This window comes from Microbulbifer mangrovi (assembly GCF_002009015.1).
Taxonomy (GTDB): Bacteria; Pseudomonadota; Gammaproteobacteria; order Pseudomonadales; family Cellvibrionaceae; genus Microbulbifer; species Microbulbifer mangrovi.
In genome coordinates this window covers 16,755-33,995 of the sequence record NZ_LZDE01000312.1, presented here as the reverse complement: position 1 = coordinate 33,995, position 17,241 = coordinate 16,755, and the positions used below count along the sequence as shown (strand labels likewise).

16 protein-coding genes are annotated in these 17,241 nt (G+C 59.8%); 3 read left to right on the top strand and 13 right to left on the bottom strand.

Annotation, left to right across the window (positions count from 1 at the left end; genetic code table 11):
• Positions 1–288 precede the first annotated feature (288 nt).
• From parE to B4U49_RS10495, 11 genes are all read right to left on the bottom strand, one after another.
• On the bottom strand, positions 289–2,175 hold the full coding sequence (parE, locus tag B4U49_RS10545) for a DNA topoisomerase IV subunit B (protein WP_078084553.1): 1,887 nt from the start codon (positions 2,173–2,175) through the stop codon (positions 289–291).
• Between the two features lie 66 nt (positions 2,176–2,241).
• Entirely contained in the window at positions 2,242–2,889 is a 648-nt protein-coding gene (locus B4U49_RS10540; protein WP_078084552.1) for a YqiA/YcfP family alpha/beta fold hydrolase, read from the bottom strand.
• A 75-nt stretch (positions 2,890–2,964) separates the two neighbouring features.
• Entirely contained in the window at positions 2,965–3,627 is a 663-nt protein-coding gene (locus B4U49_RS10535) for a hypothetical protein (RefSeq protein ID WP_078084551.1), read from the bottom strand.
• Positions 3,628–3,840: 213 nt separating this feature from the next.
• Positions 3,841–4,644, bottom strand: a complete 804-nt coding sequence (locus B4U49_RS10530; protein ID WP_239692581.1) for a phosphodiesterase — start codon at positions 4,642–4,644, stop codon at positions 3,841–3,843.
• A 53-nt stretch (positions 4,645–4,697) separates the two neighbouring features.
• Positions 4,698–5,234 carry a DUF1249 domain-containing protein gene (locus B4U49_RS10525; protein WP_078084549.1) on the bottom strand — a complete coding sequence of 179 codons (537 nt, stop codon included), beginning with the start codon at positions 5,232–5,234 and terminating at the stop codon, positions 4,698–4,700.
• A 214-nt stretch (positions 5,235–5,448) separates the two neighbouring features.
• Positions 5,449–6,075 (bottom strand): NUDIX domain-containing protein, encoded by a 627-nt coding sequence (locus B4U49_RS10520; protein ID WP_078084548.1) that lies wholly within the window; start codon positions 6,073–6,075, stop codon positions 5,449–5,451.
• Between the two features lie 34 nt (positions 6,076–6,109).
• Positions 6,110–6,676, bottom strand: a complete 567-nt coding sequence (locus B4U49_RS10515) for a DUF4136 domain-containing protein (RefSeq protein WP_078084547.1) — start codon at positions 6,674–6,676, stop codon at positions 6,110–6,112.
• Positions 6,677–6,781: 105 nt separating this feature from the next.
• On the bottom strand, positions 6,782–7,345 hold the full coding sequence (locus B4U49_RS10510) for a DUF4136 domain-containing protein (RefSeq protein ID WP_158078603.1): 564 nt from the start codon (positions 7,343–7,345) through the stop codon (positions 6,782–6,784).
• Positions 7,346–7,398: 53 nt separating this feature from the next.
• A complete protein-coding gene (locus B4U49_RS10505) occupies positions 7,399–9,759 on the bottom strand; it encodes a PqiB family protein (protein WP_078084545.1) in 2,361 nt (786 codons plus the stop codon).
• Positions 9,756–10,427 carry a paraquat-inducible protein A gene (locus tag B4U49_RS10500; RefSeq protein ID WP_239692580.1) on the bottom strand — a complete coding sequence of 224 codons (672 nt, stop codon included), beginning with the start codon at positions 10,425–10,427 and terminating at the stop codon, positions 9,756–9,758. The genes B4U49_RS10505 and B4U49_RS10500 overlap by 4 nt, the downstream gene beginning before the upstream one ends.
• Complete coding sequence (locus tag B4U49_RS10495) at positions 10,424–11,137, bottom strand: paraquat-inducible protein A (RefSeq protein WP_239692579.1); 714 nt, start codon at positions 11,135–11,137, stop codon at positions 10,424–10,426. Before B4U49_RS10495 ends, B4U49_RS10500 begins: the two co-directional genes overlap by 4 nt.
• A gap of 468 nt (positions 11,138–11,605) precedes the next feature.
• Between B4U49_RS10495 and B4U49_RS10490 the strand changes: the two genes are divergently transcribed.
• Entirely contained in the window at positions 11,606–13,114 is a 1,509-nt protein-coding gene (locus B4U49_RS10490) for a TolC family outer membrane protein (protein ID WP_078084544.1), read from the top strand.
• 165 nt (positions 13,115–13,279) lie between these two features.
• Positions 13,280–14,308: an NAD-dependent epimerase gene (locus B4U49_RS10485; RefSeq protein WP_078084543.1), complete on the top strand. Its 1,029-nt coding sequence runs from the start codon at positions 13,280–13,282 to the stop codon at positions 14,306–14,308.
• Here the strand turns inward: B4U49_RS10485 and B4U49_RS10480 are convergent.
• Both B4U49_RS10480 and B4U49_RS10475 read right to left on the bottom strand, forming a co-directional pair.
• The gene (locus tag B4U49_RS10480) at positions 14,293–15,060 is read right to left on the bottom strand and encodes a 3-deoxy-D-manno-octulosonic acid kinase (protein ID WP_158078602.1); all 768 of its coding nucleotides are present in this window, start codon (positions 15,058–15,060) and stop codon (positions 14,293–14,295) included. The two genes, B4U49_RS10485 and B4U49_RS10480, sit on opposite strands and share 16 nt — an antisense overlap.
• Positions 15,061–15,149: 89 nt before the next feature.
• Entirely contained in the window at positions 15,150–16,049 is a 900-nt protein-coding gene (locus B4U49_RS10475) for a glycosyltransferase family A protein (protein ID WP_078084541.1), read from the bottom strand.
• Positions 16,050–16,372: 323 nt separating this feature from the next.
• On the opposite strand from B4U49_RS10475, the gene B4U49_RS10470 reads away from it, so the two are divergent.
• Complete coding sequence (locus B4U49_RS10470; RefSeq protein ID WP_078084540.1) at positions 16,373–17,221, top strand: glycosyltransferase family 2 protein; 849 nt, start codon at positions 16,373–16,375, stop codon at positions 17,219–17,221.
• The last annotated feature ends 20 nt before the right edge of the window (positions 17,222–17,241 follow it).

Genomic DNA, 17,241 nt, shown 5'->3' with positions numbered 1-17,241 from the left:
AGTTTTATTCAAAAGCTCCAGATATAGGCATAATGCCTACATCTAGGCAGAAGATATCTACATTTAGGCATTATGCCTACATATAGCCATGTCTCTTGCCCCGCCTAAATGACTATATCTAGGCATAACTTTTATTCCCATTCAGCGTTTTTTCAGTCATACGCAGGTCAGATTTCCTTTCGAATACAGCCGAAATCCAAGCAATGTCGGCACCACCATGCGCCAATTGCTCAGAGTAAATTTCCGATCTGCATGAACAACAAAGCCCCGCATGGCGGGGCTTTGTATTCAGCTGACTTCGGCAAGGTTGCCCTTGCTCTCCAGCCATTGCTTCCGGTCCCCGGAGCGTTTCTTGGCTAGTAACATGTCGAGCAGTTGATTGCTGTCATCGCCGGCATCGATATACAGCTGTACAAGACGGCGGGTGTTCGGGTCCATGGTGGTCTCCCGCAACTGTAGCGGGTTCATCTCGCCGAGGCCCTTGAATCGGGTGACCTGAATCTTGCCCTTCTTTTTCTCTGCGGCAATACGATCGAGGATTCCCTGGCGCTCGGCATCATCCAGCGCGTAGTACACCTCTTTACCGATATCAATACGGAACAGCGGTGGCATGGCAACGTAGACATGGCCGTTGGTAACCAGCGGGCGGAAGTGGCGCAGGAACAGCGCGCACAGCAGGGTGGCGATGTGCAGGCCGTCGGAGTCGGCGTCCGCGAGGATACAGATCTTGTTGTAGCGCAGGCCTTCCAGGTTATCACTGCCGGGATCGACGCCAAGGGCAACGGCGATGTCATGAACTTCCTGGCTGGCGAGGATCTCGTTGGAGTCCACTTCCCACGTATTCAGGATCTTGCCGCGCAGGGGCATGATGGCCTGGAATTCGCGATCGCGCGCCTGTTTGGCGGAACCGCCGGCCGAGTCCCCTTCCACCAGGAACAGTTCGGAGCGGCTGGTATCGCCACTGGAGCAGTCGGCGAGCTTGCCGGGCAGCGCCGGGCCCTGGGTAACCTTTTTACGCGCGACTTTTTTCGCGGAGCGCAGGCGTTTCTGCGCATTGCTGATACACAGCTCGGCGAGCTTGTCGCCATCCTCGGTGTGCTGGTTGAGCCACAGGCCGAAGGCGTCCTTGGCCACACCGGAAATAAATGCGGTGGCCTCGCGGGAGCTGAGGCGTTCCTTGGTCTGCCCGGAGAATTGCGGGTCTGCCAGTTTGGCGGAGAGCACGTAGGAGCACTGGTTCCAGATATCCTCTGGCCCCAGTTTGACCCCACGCGGCAGCAGGTTGCGGATCTCGCAGTACTCGCGCATGGCGTCCAGCAGGCCAGCGCGCAGGCCATTGACGTGGGTACCGCCCTGGGCAGTGGGAATAAGGTTCACATAGGATTCTACGGTGACCTCGCCGCCTTCCGGCAGCCATTGCACGGCCCAGTCCGCCGCCTCGGTCTCCGCGGAAAAGTTGCCGATAAAAGGCTCCGCCGGTAGCACTTCCCAGCCCTGGTTGGACGCGGCCAGATAATCTTTCAGGCCGTCTTCGTAATACCACTGGTCCGACTCGCCGTCCTGCTCATTGATGAAGGTGACGTTCAGGCCCGGGCAGAGTACCGCCTTGGCGCGCAGCAGGTGGCGCAGGCGCGGTACGGAAAACTTGTGGGAGTCGAAATACTTCGGGTTCGGCAGGAAGCGCACGCTGGTACCGGTAGTGCGCTTGCCACACTCGCCCACAACTTCCAGATCCGAGGCTTTGTCGCCATTCTGGAAACCAATGCGATGTACCTTGCCATCCCGCTGGATGGTCACTTCCAGCACATTCGACAGGGCGTTTACGACCGAAACACCCACCCCGTGCAGACCACCGGAAAACTGGTAGTTGTTCTTGGAGAATTTGCCACCCGCGTGCAGGGTGGACAGGATTACCTCCACCCCCGGACGCCCCTGCTCCGGATGGATATCCACCGGCATGCCGCGGCCGTCGTCGCTGACGGACAGGGAGTGGTCCTTGTGCAGTACCACCTCGATTTTCTTGGCGTGGCCGGCGAGGGCTTCGTCGACGCTGTTGTCGATGACTTCCTGGGCCAGGTGGTTGGGACGGGTGGTCTCGGTGTACATCCCCGGACGTTTTTTCACCGGGTCCAGTCCCGTCAATACCTCGATATCTTCTGCGGAATAATTCGCCATAGAGTTCTGTTCGCCGTGGCCGGCGCCTACTGCTTGGAGTTTGTTATTGGGTCTTTTCGGGTTCAGTTAATTATTCGGAAACAGGAAATCTACCAGTGCCTCGGCATAACGGGCAAATCCCTGGAAGCTGTGATCGCCCCCCTCTTCCACGGTCTGTCGCTGGCCGCGGTAAAAATCTTCGGCTTCGCGACAGTCCAGGGTCTCGTCGCCACGCTGCGCAAGCAGCCAGTAACGCCCGCGTAGCTCCCCGGGTATCGTCGCTTCCAGCTGCCGCATGTTATCCACATCGGACGTCTGCAGGCGATAGGTCTGCATTTCTCCGCTGTACGGCTTGAGTTCCTGCCCGAGATAGCCCGGCATAAAGCGAGAGGGTTTCACTGCAGGATTGATGATCACTGCCGGTAGATGGTGCTGCTCTGCCAGCCAGGTACTCCAGAAGCCGCCCATGGAGCTTCCCACCAGGCCGATGGGGCCGCGATGATTGGCGCAAAAATCATCCAATGCTTTACCGAGGGTCATCGCAGCCTGGGCCGGATAGGGCGAAATCAGTGGCGCATAGAAAATGACATCGGGTCGGGACTCCTGCAACCACTGCTTTAGCATCTGACATTTGTAAGACTGCGGTGACGACAGGAAGCCGTGCAGGTAGATCAGCAGCGGGCGCTCGGCAGTATCGCTGTGATCGTGGTTTTGGGTATCTTGTTGTATTGGCATGGCGGGGATTATAGCGGTGACGCCGGCAGATGTACCGGCGACCGCTCGCCAAGAAAGTTCGGGGTGCGCTAAACGCTAGCGCAGGGATTCATCCAGGCTGGCAAAGGCACGGCGCAGGTCAATTTTCATATCGCGCCAGAAGGTCACGCTGGTGAATCGCTCAAAGCGGCCGGCGGGGCCGAGACTGCCGAAGTTTTCACCGATATCTCGGCGGTCACTGAAACGCATCACCGGATTGCCGTTACTGTCCTGCAGCTCGCCAGAGAGGGTTCCGTAGGCACTCTGATCGGTGTAAACCCGCCACAGCCACGGCTGCGGATCGAGCGGGGCACCCAGGGAGAATCGGCTCAGGTCCAGCTTCATGACGTAGTCGGCCTCGGAACGGTCCGCCACCAGTTCACTGCGGCGCGGGGCGAGAAAACGTTCGCTCAGGGTTTCGCCCATCACTTCCTGCAATTTGGTGACGTCTTTTTCGTCCAGCTCGTAATCTTTGGCGCGCAGTGGAGAACCGATACGCGGGTAGCGCTTGTTGTACTCGACCGCCACCGGCTCCAGGTAAACCTTGGCGCCACTGAGATCGAAGGCGTAGGCGGCACTGACGCTATCCAGTCCAGTTTTGCGCGGCAGCAGGCCATCCGCTTCATCTTCCGGGGTTGCCACCGGCTGCTGGGCACAACCTGCAAGCAGTGCGGCGGTGAGAAACAGCAGACTCAGGAAACTTTTGTGGGTTGTGTGCATGGCGACCTCTCTTCCTGTTGAGCACGTATGTGATTGCAGCGCGCCGACGGGAGAGATTTCGAGGAACTCGAGGCAGCGCACCACAGGAATCCGGTACCACTAAACCGCGAATTCACGTGCCATATTATGATAGATGGCTGGACATTGAGTCACGTGAGGCAGGTTAAAAAGTGCAAAGGGGCGAATGGCCCGACATATACGAGGAGCGCAGGATCAGTATCCAGAGGATGCAAAATCCACGCTGTATTCTGCGATCGCCACCCGCTCGACGCCGGTCTCGTAACTGCCGTCATCGCGCAGATCGAACCAGCGATATCCCGGCAGCTCACTGTCTACGGCAAAGGGACCGCTGCCGGGAGTGAACTGAACGGAGGTGGAAGGGGTTGCGTGCAGGCCGATATGCCCGAGCTGACTGTCGAACTGCTGGTGCACATGGCCCCAGGTGATGGCGCGCACGTGATCGGCGCCAGACACCATATCAATAAATGCCTCGCGTCCCGCTTTCAGCATATGGCCATCGATCCAGTGACTGCCTACCGGTACCGGCTGATGGTGCATCATCACCATCACCGGATGGTCGCGGAGTTCTTCCAGTAGCTGGGCGATGCGCGTAATTTCTGTATCGCTGAACCCGCCGCAGATCTGCCCCGGTACACTGGTATCCAGCAACAGCAGGCGCCAGTTGCCGAGAGCGACGACTTCCGGACGTCGCCTGGGCTCGAGTTCGTCCATTCTGTGGGCGGTATCGTGATTGCCGGGGAGCCAGTACCAAGGGGTTGGCACTGGTTGCATTTTGCGCAGGAAGCGGCGGTAGGCGGCCTCGGTGCCATTGGCAGAGACATCGCCAGTGACCACCAGTAATTCGGGCGCTGTGGGCTCGGCCGCGACGGCAGCGAGCACCTCGTCCAGGGTGTGGCCGGTGTCCAGGCCCAGCAACTGATAATCCGGCCGGCCGCCAATATGGGGGTCGGTAATCTGGATCAGCCGGTGTGCCGGTTGTACTGCCTCGATATTCACTGTCTCACCTTGCCGAAACATCCGTGTTCGCCCGTGCGATGCCCGGCGTGCTCTCAGCGTTGGCGACCACCAAAAGTGAGGTCGACCTGGGCGCGGGCGTTTGCCAGGCAGTGCGCCAACCATTCACTCAGGAAACGATTGACCTGCTGGCGCTCATCTTCATTGTGCATGGCCGGATTGGGATAGCTGAAGTTCAGCCCATCGCCGCCTACCGGCCCCTGGCCATCCACCGCCACCACTTCTGCCATACGCGCGTCATGATAGAGACGGACCGTAATAGGCGGCGGCGCAAGCCAGTTACTGTTCTTTCCACCAGAATTCTGTACCGAGGCCTGCAGACTCACTTCTGTGGTGTACCTGCTGCGCTCGACCACCGCCACCTCCAGGGTGCCGCTGGGTATCTGGTAGCGCCAGCTGTGATTGCTGGCGAGCTCCGGCATCAATTTACATAGGCGCAGGTAGTTGGCATCACAGTCTGCGTGATAAGTCGGCAGATCCACCCGGTAGCGCTCTTTTACGGCACCCGTGCGTCCACTGGTCACGACCTGTGATTTTGCCTTGCTGCGGCTACTGTCCGCCGGTACCGCCATTATCGACACTCCTGTTGAGTCTGCGCCGTGATTGATCTCTCAAATTGCCCGCGTTGGGGCGAAATCCGGGCTCAACCGAGGAAATCCCGGGTTTACTGGGCGCGGATTCACCCTCGAACTTGCATTAACTTGGCAACATTTGCCGACAATTGCCATTTGCTTGTATCTATCAGAAGAGGATGCCTGAGCAATGGCACCGCGACCGGTTACCCGCTCAGCGCTCCAGCTGTGCCCGATTCAGCTGTAGCCATTGCAGGCTGATGATACTAGCGGCGTTATCGATGGCGCCGTCGCCGCTGGCGACCGCGTCCAGCATGGTCTGCAGGGGGAATACCCGCAGCCGGATATCCTCGTGTTCTTCTGCGAGGCCGAAGTAACCCTCAATATCGCGCAGGTCGGCGCAGGCACAGAACAGGTGCATGCGCTCGCTGGTGCCGCCGGGGCTCGGCAGGTAACTGCGGATGTAGTGCAGCGCCTGCACTTCCAGTCCGGCCTCTTCCTGCAGCTCGCGGCGGGCAACGTCCTCGAGGGACTCGCCCTCTTCCACCATGCCGGCAACCACTTCCAGGCACCAGGGGCCGTTTTCACGTTCCAGCGCGCCGACACGGAACTGCTCGGTAAGTGCCACCAGCTGGTGCCGGGGGTCGTACAACAGCACCCCCACCGCATTGCCGCGCACAAACAGCTCGCGATCCATCTCCCCGCCCCAGCCACCGCGATACAAGCGATGGCGCAGGCGCAGCTTCTGCATCTCGAAGAAACCGTCGTACACGGTTTTGCGCGAGATGATATCCACCGCCCCGCGGGTAAATTGCGGCTTGAGATCCTTGTTTTCACTCATGGCTGTGCGTTCCGATTCCGTTACTTCCGCAGGATCAGTCGTAGCCGACATCATTGTAGGGTGGGAACTTGGCGAGGATCATGCTGGCCTCCTCGCGCAGGCGGAACAGCTGCTGCTCGGGGGCGTCGTATCGACCCGCCACGGACGGCATACTGCCGCGCCACAGGGGCGCCTCATCTGGCGACAGCACATCCACAATCAGGGAGGACTCGCGGTACTCACGCACCCGCAGCGGGGCTCTCCAGCCGAAGCCGAAATAGCGGTAGCCCCCGTAAATGCTGAATGGATCCTCGTACACCGCGACCTTGTCGCTGCTGAACAGCTGTACACGCACCAGGAAATCGGCCTCTTCCGGAGTGGCCGCAGGCTGGTAGCTCGCCTTCAGCACCTCGTTCACCGCCTGATTGGCGCGCTTGCTCTCAAATGGCGATACGGGGCCGTTAGCGAGGGTATCTAGCAGGTAATAGCTGCGCAGGTTGGCGAATTTGAAGGACGGGTCGTAATCCACCGCGACCGGGTTCGGGGCAGTACAGGCACTGAGCCCGAGGGCCACTACCAGCCCCAGGGCGGCAGCGCGAAAACGTTGAAGCAAAGAAGCCATATGCTCTCCTGAAATTGTTATGAGAGTCCCGGCGTCCCTGCCGAACGGTGATCAAAATTGGTTATCTCGCAGCGGGCAGAGGCTTAACTCTGCCCTGAGCCCGGCTCAACTCGCCGGCGGCAGGTCTTTGAGCAACTCACCCACCGCCTTGTTGAGAATGCGCTGGCGCTCGTTCTTGTCCTCGGGACGGGCCATCAGCTTGGTCGCACTGCCTCCCCACATCGGCATTCCGTTGTGCGGGCCGATGCCCACAGACAGGGTTACCCGAGGTGCACCACTGCGTTCCGGCAGCTCGACCACACCGCGCTGGGCATTGCTGTCGAACTGCGCATCCCAGCTCTCGTTTTCTTCCTCGCTGGCGAATTCTTCCTCGATGACGGCGATCTGGTATTCCACCACCATCTGCGCGCCATCCACACTCTGGACCTGGCGATAGCCGCGGGATTGCATCAGGGCACCCACGGTGCGGCGCAGCTCCGTGTCCAGCTCTACCAGTTGTGCCGGCGCGCCAGTGTCACCCGTCAGCACCTCCGTCCCCCAGGCGTAAGTCTGGAAGCTCACTGGTGCCGTGCGCGGCTCGATCCGGTCGATCTGGGTCGGGGTGCCGCAGCCAGCGAGCCCGGCCACCGTCAGCAGACCCGCAAGCAGGCTGGTTATTGTAATACGCATCCGTTCTCCCTTTCTCGTATGACATGAAGTCGAGGCTCCGGCCATGGGCCGGACTATTTGAAATTGTCTTCCAACGCCGGGTAAAGCTCGATTTTGGGGCTCCATAGCAGCCACTCATCTTCGGGCTTCCCGTAAAGTGGATAATGGCTGCCGGACTCCACTTCAAGCCCCATCTCCGCGTTTTCCGGTGTGGCAAAAGCGATACCCCCTGCCAGCAGCGACTGGGCAGATTCCGTGTGTACGTCGAGCCCGGTCATTACCCCAAAGTTCACATCCACACCGCTGGCATTCCAGAATTTACTGTGTTCACGCACCAGGGTGCGATATTCGGGCTCTATATAAACATAGATGTAAACCCGGTCCGCCAGTTCCCCAAGCTGATAGCCGGTCACCTGACCGACTTTCACCTGGCGATAATAAACCGGGCTGCCGCGCTTGAGTGACCCGCGCCGCGGTGCGTCCAGAATAAGCGCCAACCCCGGCATCATCATGGTATCGGCGAGGTCCGGCTCAGGCTTGGCGGGGAGAGCTACAAATTCGGTCTGCGGTTCGTTGCCGAGCCCCGGCTCGAGCTCCAGGAAAGGTCCTGTCACCAGAGTATCCAGGTTATCCACCCCCCCCAGGCCGATCTTGGGGCCTACCACCCACATGCGGGTACCCGTGCGGGCGAACTTCTCTGCACGTCGGTAGAGGCGTGCCCTGGCACGCACACCATCCAGCTCGTAATTCAGGCGCAAACGGGTAATCTCCCCCACCTGAATACCGCGATAACGCAGTGGCGCTCCCTCCTTGAGCCCCTCGTCGCCGGTGAGGTCAATATAGATATTGATCCCCTCCTCCAACGCCTCGTCGCGACTGCCATAAAGTCGGAAGCTGTCACCGCTCTGCGCACGCCCGGCATTTTTGCTGCGATGGGGGCCGCTGCCGAAAGCGATACCGCCACGCACCACCGATAACAGGGCATCGGTCTCAACCTTGATTCCCTGCAGGCTGGCGCTGGCACGCACACCACTCACATTCCAGAAGCGGCTCTCGCTGTTCACCAGATGCGCGTAACGGGGCTCAATCACCACATATACAATGATGCTGGAACCGTCGTCCGCCAGTTCCATTCCCTGTACGCGCCCCACCTCCATCTGGCGGTAGTACACGGAGGCACCGCGCTGTATGGAACCGGTATTTTTAGCAGTAAGCCGCAGGTGCAATCCAGGCGTGCGCGCGTCTCGTGCGGGCGGCGAAGTCGCAGCGGCAAACGTTCGCACCGAGCGTTCGCCGGGGCGCAGATCCACCTCGATACGATTGCCCGTAAGCAGGTCGTTCACGCCGGAGGTGAAATCCAGGGTCGGCGGCGCCAGCCAGAATCGGGTGTTTTCAGTGAGCAGGTCATCGGTGATCGGGTCCATCAGTACCTGGACTTCCATACCGTCGATATTCCGATTGGCCTTCGCGGTATTCACCTCCCCTACCTTGATCCCCTGATAGATGACCTGGGTAGACCCCTCCGCGAGACTGACACCCCGGTCGAAATTCAGCGTCACCGGAATACCGGCGTCCGCCTCGGCAAAACTCTTGTACAGCTTGAATTCCTGGCCGTCCTCCGAGAGTGGGGACTGGCGCTGGGCCTCCGGGGTATAGAAACTGACACCGCCCGCTATCAGAGAAGCCAGGGATTCGAGCTCGACATTCACACCGCTGATGCCCCCCTGGATGGTGACGCCAGAGGTATTCCAGAAGCGGCTGCCACGGTGCACCAGGTCAGCGTATTCGCGACGGATAAACAGGCCGATTTCCACCTCATTGGCATCTTCTGCCAGGCGATAGCTCTCAACCTGTCCCACTTTCAACTGTCGGAAATACACCGGTGAGCCGCGATTAAGAGAGGCAAGACGCGGCGACTTGAGGGTAATCCGCAGTCCGTCCCCGCGCACGTAGGCGGGTGGCTCGGGCACTGCGACAAAGTGTTTGCGCGCAGCGCCGCTGCCCGGCTCCACGGCGATATAGTTACCGGACACCAGCGCCTCAAGGCCGCGCACCCCGGTGAGGGACACCTCAGGCTTTACCAGCCAGAATTTGCTGCCCTCGGTCAGCAGGTAAGCGGCACTGCGATTGAACGAAACCTCCGCCAGAACCCCGTCCTGCCCTCCCAGCTTTTCCGCATTGGGCACCAGGCGGAAATCGTCCACCACGCCAATTTCCACGCCGGAATATTTCACCGCGGTCTTGCCCTTTACCAGGCCATCGCCGGTGGAAAACAGGATCGTGGCGCGGATATCTCCCTGGGTGAAATCTTTGTACAACAGCCAGGCAGCGATCAGCGCTGCCACCAGTGGCAACAGCCAGACCAGCGAGAGACCACGACTGCGGCGCGCCACCCCTTCAGACTGGGCGTCGTATTCCAATGGCGGTTCGCTCATCCATTCTCCCTGTGAAGATTCTCGTCTACCTGCGCCTCTCTAGCAGACACTTTTTCTTCGTATACATCCCACACCAGACGCGGGTCAAATGCGCGCACTGCGAACATGGTCACAACCACGACGGTGGCAAAGGCAGTACTGCCGGCACCCGCAGCCACTTCGGCGATGGCCCCCATATCCACCAGCGCCACCAATATCGAGATCATGAAAAGGTCCAGCAGGGACCAGCGGCCGATGGCATTCACCACCCTGTAAATGCGCATAGCCTGACGCGGCGATACATCCCAGCGTCGCTGCACCATCAGGCACAGCATCACCAGGCCCACCAGTTTCATCACCGGCACCGCGATACTGGCCACGAACACGATCAGGGCAATACCCCACAGCCCCGCGTGATACAACTCCATGGCGCCGCCAATAATCGTGCTCGGGTCTCCCGAGCCCAGATAAATCACCGTCATCACCGGCAGGATGTTAGCGGGGATCAGCAATAGCGCCCCGGTAATGGTCAGCGCCCATGTCAGCATGATGCTGCCGTCCACCCTTCCATGCATACGTGCGCCGCAGCGAGGGCACAGACAGGAATCCGCCTGCGGTGCCCGCACCAGCTGACGACACCCCAGACAGGTCCAGAATCCCGAAGATAGTGCCCGCACCGGACGCTTCACGACATCCCCTCCGGTTGCCCCGAAGCACCCTTATTTCCAGCCGCCGCACGGCGGGCCAGTCGCGCCCACACAGTTTCTGCATCGAAGGATACGGTGGCCGCGCTGGACACCACCATCATGGCCACAAAACAGTAAAGCCCCGGCTCAACCGACATTTTGCCCAGGTCCGACATCTTCACCAGCGCCACAAGAATCCCCAACATATAGACATCGAGCATGCCCCACTCCTGCAGGTGGTGATACCAGCGCAGCGCCCGCGCCACCGGCTTCGCCATACTGGCCCAGGCGCTGCCCCAGCAAATAAAGGCCAGTAGCAGGAACTTGCCCACCGGTGCCAACACACTGCAGAACAACACCAGCGAGGCGAGCCAGTAATAACCCTCGGCAAACAGCGACTGCACACCATTCATCAGAGTGTTTTCCGCACCGAAGGAAAACAGGGAAAACTCCAGCAACGGCAGCGTGGCGGTGGGGATGAACAGAAGAAGGCCAGTGAGACTAAGCGCAGCGGTATGGGCGACGCTGCGCTCCATATTGCGGTGCAGGGTGGCTCCACAGCGCGGGCATATCAGCCGCTGTCCGATCGGCGCGTGCGCACGGGTTAGTAGCAGGTCGCACTGGTGGCAGGCTCTCTGCCACCGGGCACTGGAACCCTCCGGCCCCGCCGGCATCGCTGCACTGTAAGTGTCCTGTCGGGATTGTTGCCCCATGGCCTGTTAATTTCCGTTTTCTGCACTGCGCCAGTGAGCCTGAGGTGCATCCTCACAGGCAAAACCTCTGCGGGTGCATCCACAGGCGACCTCCGCTGCGTCAGAGTAACCGGGAAGCGGCGCGGGAAGTGACGCGCAGTCCGGCACACAGGTACCTTTTGCCACTGGACGCAAGTTCGCGTCAGTTTAACGAAGATATACCAAATTGCGCCGGTCGTCGCCTCGACGCTTATGCGGCCGAGAGGTACACTCTCGCGACCGCAGGCCCGAACTCCGTATCGAAAACGGATGCAACTGCATTCCGGGCCAAGCCAGCGCCGCCTTCAGAGCACATTACAGACTGGCTTCAGATCCTTTCAGAAGCACAAGCAGAAAAGGAAGCGGGGTTTACAGGAACACAGTGGGCGTAGCTAACGCACGATGCCACGGAAACTTGAAGACCGCAGCTGTCACAGGAAATCAACAGTAATGACAAGAAGTGCAAAAGGGCGCCTTGCTCAGCGTATTGGCCGCCCACTCAAATCTCTGCTCGCCGCCGCCGTTGTCGGACTGGGTACCGGTCTCGGCGCTGTACAGGCCCAGGCCGACACCCTTTGGGAAGTGTACCTCCAGGCGCTGGATAACGATCCGCAATTGGCCGCCGACCGCGCTGCCTATCGCGCCGGCCTTGAGTCAAAAAACCTCGGTCGCTCCGCGCTGCTGCCACAGATCAATGCCAGTGCGGACTACACCAAAACCCGCACCGAATCGGACTCCATCAGCCAGAACTTCATCAACAACCAGCTGGTAACCGGCAGATCCACTGGCGACAGTGATGTCGACAGTCACGGCTATGGCGCCAGGCTTACCCAGGCACTGTTCGATCTGCCTGCGTGGTTCGGTTACAAGCAGGGCAAGACCCTCAGTGAACAGGCCGCAGCCGAGTTCAGTGCCAACCAGCAGGACATGATGATCCGTGTCGCGGCTGCCTACTTCGACGTACTGCGCGCCCACGACGTACTGGAAGCCGCCCTCGCCGAGGAAGAGGCCCTGGCCAAGCAGCTGGAACAGACCCAGCAGCGTTTTGAAGTGGGCCTGACCGCGATCACCGATGTGTACGATTCGCGCTCTGCTTACGACAGCGCCGTGGCCCGTCGCCTCACTGCCCAGGACGACCTGCTGAGCAATTTCGACGCGCTCTCCGTACTCACCGGACAGAACCACGATGTGGTAGCGCCGCTGCAGCCGAACTTCGCCGTATCCGCACCGAACCCTGCGGATCGTGCTTCCTGGGTTGAGTTTGCCCTGGCCAACAACTACACCCTGAAGGCCGTCCGCCTCAACGCCGATGCCTCGCGCTACAACGCGCGCGCCGCTGCGGCCGAACACCTGCCCACCCTGTACGGCAACCTGTCCTACGACAAGGGCTATCGGGACGGCGACCGGAATGGCACTACGACTTTCCCAGGTTTCGAGCCTTTCTCCACCGGCTCCCCGATCGATGACGAGACCGAAACCAAGATTGCCGCGATCACCTTCGAGATGCCCATCTACAGCGGTGGCCGCCTGAGCGCCAGCCGTCGCGAAGCGCGTAACCTGGCGTTTCAGTCCGAGGACATCCGCAACCTGACCGAGCGCAACACCATTCAGGACACCCGTACCCTGCACCGTGCGGTCACCACCGACACTAGCCGAGTAGAAGCCCGCGAACAGGCGGTAATCTCCGCCAAGAGCGCCCTGGATGCGACCCAGGCCGGCTACGAGGTGGGTACCCGTAATATTGTCGATGTGTTACTGGCCCAGCGCACCCTGGCATTGGCCAAGACCGATTATGCTAACGCGCTGTACGACTACATCCTTAACACCCTGAACCTGAAACTGGTAGCCGGCCTGCTGGCACCGGAAGACCTGCAGCAGCTGGATGCACGCCTGAACCCGGCCAGCCCGGTTTCCCGCGCGCATATTCTGGATAGTGGTGCTGCGCCGCTCACCAAATAATCTACCTCCAGCACACCATTCAAAGGCCGGCACTGCTATAGTGCCGGCCTTTTTTATGGACTGACTACAATTGCGGTACCCGACCGGGAACATCACCCGGGAGCACTCTTCGGGGAATAACGGCAGTGGTCCCTTGCGAGAACCAATTACGGTGTGGATAACCCCATGAAGTACCTGATTACCGGCAACGCGGGCTTTATCGGCTTCCACGTGGCGAAAACCCTGATGGCCCGGGGTGACTCGGTGGTGGGCGTGGACAACGTCAACGACTACTACGAAACCAGCCTCAAGGAGGCACGCCTGCGGGAACTGGAAAAGCTTGCCCAGCAGCAAGGCGATAGCGTTGGGTACGAGTTTGTCCGTGCAAATATCGCCGACAGACCCGCCCTCGATGCCTGTTTCGAGCGCCACGAATTTGACCGGGTCATTCACCTCGCCGCACAGGCCGGGGTGCGTCACTCCATCGAGCACCCGGAATCCTATGTGGAGAGCAATCTGGTAGGTTTTTCCAACCTACTGGAAACCTGTCGCCACGCAAAAACGCCGCACCTCACCTACGCCAGCACCAGCAGTGTCTACGGTGGCAATACCACCATGCCATTCAGCGAGGATCACGGGGTGGACCATCCGCTGCAGTTCTACGCCGCTACCAAGCGCGCCAACGAACTGATGGCCCACAGCTACAGCCACCTGTTCCGCCTGCCCACCACCGGGCTGCGCTTTTTTACCGTGTACGGTCCCTGGGGTCGGCCGGATATGGCGCTGTTCAAGTTCACCCGCCTGATCCTCGAGGGCAAGCCAATCCCGGTGTTCAACCACGGCCACCATAGCCGCGATTTCACCTATATCGATGACATCGTCGAAGGCGTGATCAAATCCAGCGACCAGATCGCCAGCGCCGACCCGGAATGGAGCGCAGCGGAGCCATTGCCTTCAACCAGCAATGCGCCCTTCCGCATCTTCAACATCGGCAACGGCAACCCGGCACAGCTTTCCGACTATATCGATGCACTGGAGGAAGCGCTGGGGAAAAAGGCGATTCGCGAATTACTGCCAATGCAGGCGGGGGATATTCCCGATACCCATGCAGACACACGCAAATTGCAGCGGGCCACCGGTTACCGTCCGGATACCGGCGTGCGCGAGGGAGTACAGAAGTTTGTGAACTGGTACCGGGATTACTTCTCGGTGTAATCCCGGGCCATCTGTCGGGCACTGGCGTAGCCACTGGTAAGCGCGCGCCAGTTGTCATCGGAGAAGTGGAATGGAGAGTGCTTGCCCTGCAACTTGTCTAGAGAGCGGCGCAGGCGCGACACATTGGATTCGGCATCCTGAGGGGAAAGGGAATCGCGGATTACCCCTTTATCGAAGTCGATCAGGTAAAAATCTCCGCTGCCGGTCAGCAGAATATTGCTCGCATTGAGATCCGCGTGATACACGTTCTCCGCGTGAAAGCGCGCAATCAATTCACCGAGCTTTTCCCAATCAGCATTATCCACCGGGCGCTCGCAGAGCACCTCGGTGAGGTTTTTAGAATCCGCTACACGCTCGGTAATCAAAGCGCCACGATAAGCCAGCGGCGGCACACTCACACAGCGCGCCGCCGCCGGCCGTGGAACCGGCAGGCCCAGCGCGCGCATTGCCCGCAGCATATTGAATTCACGCCACACGCGCGTGTTGGACAGGGGACTGTATAAATAGGTTTTCTCGACTACGCGACCGGCGAGCCCGCCCCGGTGGTACTGTTTGTACACGAGCTCCACGCCCGCGTATTCAAACATCACCGCCTTACCCCGCTCCACCTGGGCACAGCGACTGTTGGCCTGCAGCCACGTCAGATCGAATAGCTTTTCGCAGTCGGCACCGACGATATCTTCGTCATAGATGACATTCGCCAGTCCGTTTCTGAATTGCCGATACCCCACCGGAAATACCCTCAATAGCATGCCGCGCAAAACCCTCTGCGCAGTCATCGTCTGTTAGCTGTTATAAGTCTTGATCATTCTATTGCCGGGTTCAGCCCGGCAAGTACACATCAGGAAAACAGGCCGCGCAGTTTGCGCTCCAGGCGGTCGAACAGTTTGAGCCAGCCAGCACCCTGCATGGGATCGTACGCCCAGGGCGTGCGGATTCTGCCACGGGTGGTCTGCAGGCACTCCTCAGCCACCGGCAAGCGCGGAGGCTCGGCATTGTTCAGGGCCTCGACCTCCTGCTCACTCATGATTTGCAGCGGATACAGGCCACAGGAGCGAGACCATTCGCCAAACCGCAGCGCCAGCGATTTCTGCTTGCCGCGGTAGGCGCGCCCGTTGGGCAACCACATGGAAAAGGGTGCGCGCATGCGCGCCATGCGACAGAAGATCTTGGCCGCCTTGCGGTTGTTGACCGACTCCCCGACCTCAAACTGCCAGTTCACCTCGCGCAGACGACGTGGATCGGCGATCAACAGCGCGGAAAACCAGGTCCCGGTGGAGCGTTTGCGCGGATACCAGAACCAGAAATTGCGCGACGCATCAAAGCGGAAATCCCGGTCGACTTTCCTTTTTAGGGAAATCCCACGCACAAATGCCGGAGAAATGAATCCCAGGTCCGGCTGTGCGGCAAAACTCTGGCGCAGTGCTTCCAGATCGCCGTCACTCAATGGACGCACCATCTGGGTATCATCCTGGAGAAAGCAGATCAGCTCGTCATCCGCCGCCATCTCATAGGCCGCCTGCATATTGGCGTAGAGCCCCCCGAGCTTGTGGCCGGACTCCGCGGTTTTATCCACAACCCGGTGTCGCTGGCCGATCTCCGCGAGGATCCTCCGGGTATCCGGGTCGTCACTACCATCGTCAATGACCGTCAGGTCGCACTGCGGCGCGCAGGCCTCGATGGAACGAATACAGTTCTCGAGGAAGGGGCCACGATTATAAGAGAAAACAAAGATATGCATTTCTAGGTGTCCGTAGAAATTTCGCGCAGCATACCAGAACTCGTCCCGCGCCGATGACCAGCAGAACGCCCCCAGGTACCGTCCTCGACGCGAATTGCGACATGCGTCGGGTGCAGTAACCGGCAAAACACCCTAGAATGCGCCGTTTTTCCGCCACGGACCTGGCTCAATGCATACCCAGAGATCAGTATGATCCGTGTTTTGCCGCGATCGGCCAAGGCCGCTCCGGCAAGGTCTATACTGCCAGACTGCCCAGTCACCTGGACTGTTGGCGCCCGGAGCATACACTCTGACACCGTTCGATTGCACTGGAATTATCCGCCATGAAAATCTCCGTGATCATGACAACCTACAACTCTCCGGTCTGGCTGGAGAAGGTACTGTGGGGGTACAGCTGTCAGAGTGAACCGCCGCTGGAAGTGATCGTGGCAGACGACGGCTCCGGTCCGGAAACCGCCGAGCTGGTTGCGCGACTGCGCGAGGAAACCGGACTCGACATACGCCATGTGTGGCAGAAAGACGACGGTTTCCGCAAATGCCGCATTCTCAACAAGGCGATTCTGCAGGCGCGCGGTGACTATATTGTCTTCACCGATGGCGACTGTATTCCGCGTGGGGATTTCCTCGCCGTACACAAGCGCCGCGCGGAACCCGGTTATTTCCTCTCCGGCAGTTACTTCAAGCTGCCCATGAGCACCAGTGAAGCGATTACACGGGACGACATTGTCTCCGGACGCTGCTTCGATTACGCGTGGCTGAAAGCCAATGGCCTGAAAGCCCGCCGCAAGACACTGAAACTGCGCGCCAGCGAACGCTGGGCACCACTCCTCAACCGTCTCACCCCCACCGCCTGCAACCTGAAGGGCTCCAACGCCTCGGCCTGGCGGGAAGATGTCCTGAAAGTAAACGGTTTTGACGAGCGTATGGCCTGGGGTGGCCTGGACCGGGAATTCGGTGTCCGCCTGGAAAATGCCGGTATCAAGCCGCGCCACGTGCGCTTTGATGCCATCTGCGTCCACCTGGATCATCCCCGCGGTTACGCTGATCCGGAAATTGTCGCGCGCAATAAAGCCCTGCGCCTGCGGGTGGCCAAAGAGGGGATCGTGGAGACGCCCCAGGGCATCCGCCAGTTGGCCGAAAGCGGCTATACACCCGAACAGTCACCACAATAGAGCGGCCACCGCGCCCTCCC

Coding starts and splice junctions, on each gene's coding strand:
- B4U49_RS10490 (WP_078084544.1), top strand. CDS start 11,606: ATGACAAGAAGTGCAAAAGGGCGCCTTGCTCAGCGTATTGGCCGCCCA.
- parE (WP_078084553.1), bottom strand. CDS start 2,175: ATGGCGAATTATTCCGCAGAAGATATCGAGGTATTGACGGGACTGGAC.
- B4U49_RS10480 (WP_158078602.1), bottom strand. CDS start 15,060: ATGCTATTGAGGGTATTTCCGGTGGGGTATCGGCAATTCAGAAACGGA.
- B4U49_RS10510 (WP_158078603.1), bottom strand. CDS start 7,345: ATGCGTATTACAATAACCAGCCTGCTTGCGGGTCTGCTGACGGTGGCC.
- B4U49_RS10525 (WP_078084549.1), bottom strand. CDS start 5,234: ATGGCGGTACCGGCGGACAGTAGCCGCAGCAAGGCAAAATCACAGGTC.
- B4U49_RS10535 (WP_078084551.1), bottom strand. CDS start 3,627: ATGCACACAACCCACAAAAGTTTCCTGAGTCTGCTGTTTCTCACCGCC.
- B4U49_RS10485 (WP_078084543.1), top strand. CDS start 13,280: ATGAAGTACCTGATTACCGGCAACGCGGGCTTTATCGGCTTCCACGTG.
- B4U49_RS10540 (WP_078084552.1), bottom strand. CDS start 2,889: ATGCCAATACAACAAGATACCCAAAACCACGATCACAGCGATACTGCC.
- B4U49_RS10475 (WP_078084541.1), bottom strand. CDS start 16,049: ATGCATATCTTTGTTTTCTCTTATAATCGTGGCCCCTTCCTCGAGAAC.
- B4U49_RS10505 (WP_078084545.1), bottom strand. CDS start 9,759: ATGAGCGAACCGCCATTGGAATACGACGCCCAGTCTGAAGGGGTGGCG.
- B4U49_RS10495 (WP_239692579.1), bottom strand. CDS start 11,137: ATGGGGCAACAATCCCGACAGGACACTTACAGTGCAGCGATGCCGGCG.
- B4U49_RS10520 (WP_078084548.1), bottom strand. CDS start 6,075: ATGAGTGAAAACAAGGATCTCAAGCCGCAATTTACCCGCGGGGCGGTG.
- B4U49_RS10515 (WP_078084547.1), bottom strand. CDS start 6,676: ATGGCTTCTTTGCTTCAACGTTTTCGCGCTGCCGCCCTGGGGCTGGTA.
- B4U49_RS10470 (WP_078084540.1), top strand. CDS start 16,373: ATGAAAATCTCCGTGATCATGACAACCTACAACTCTCCGGTCTGGCTG.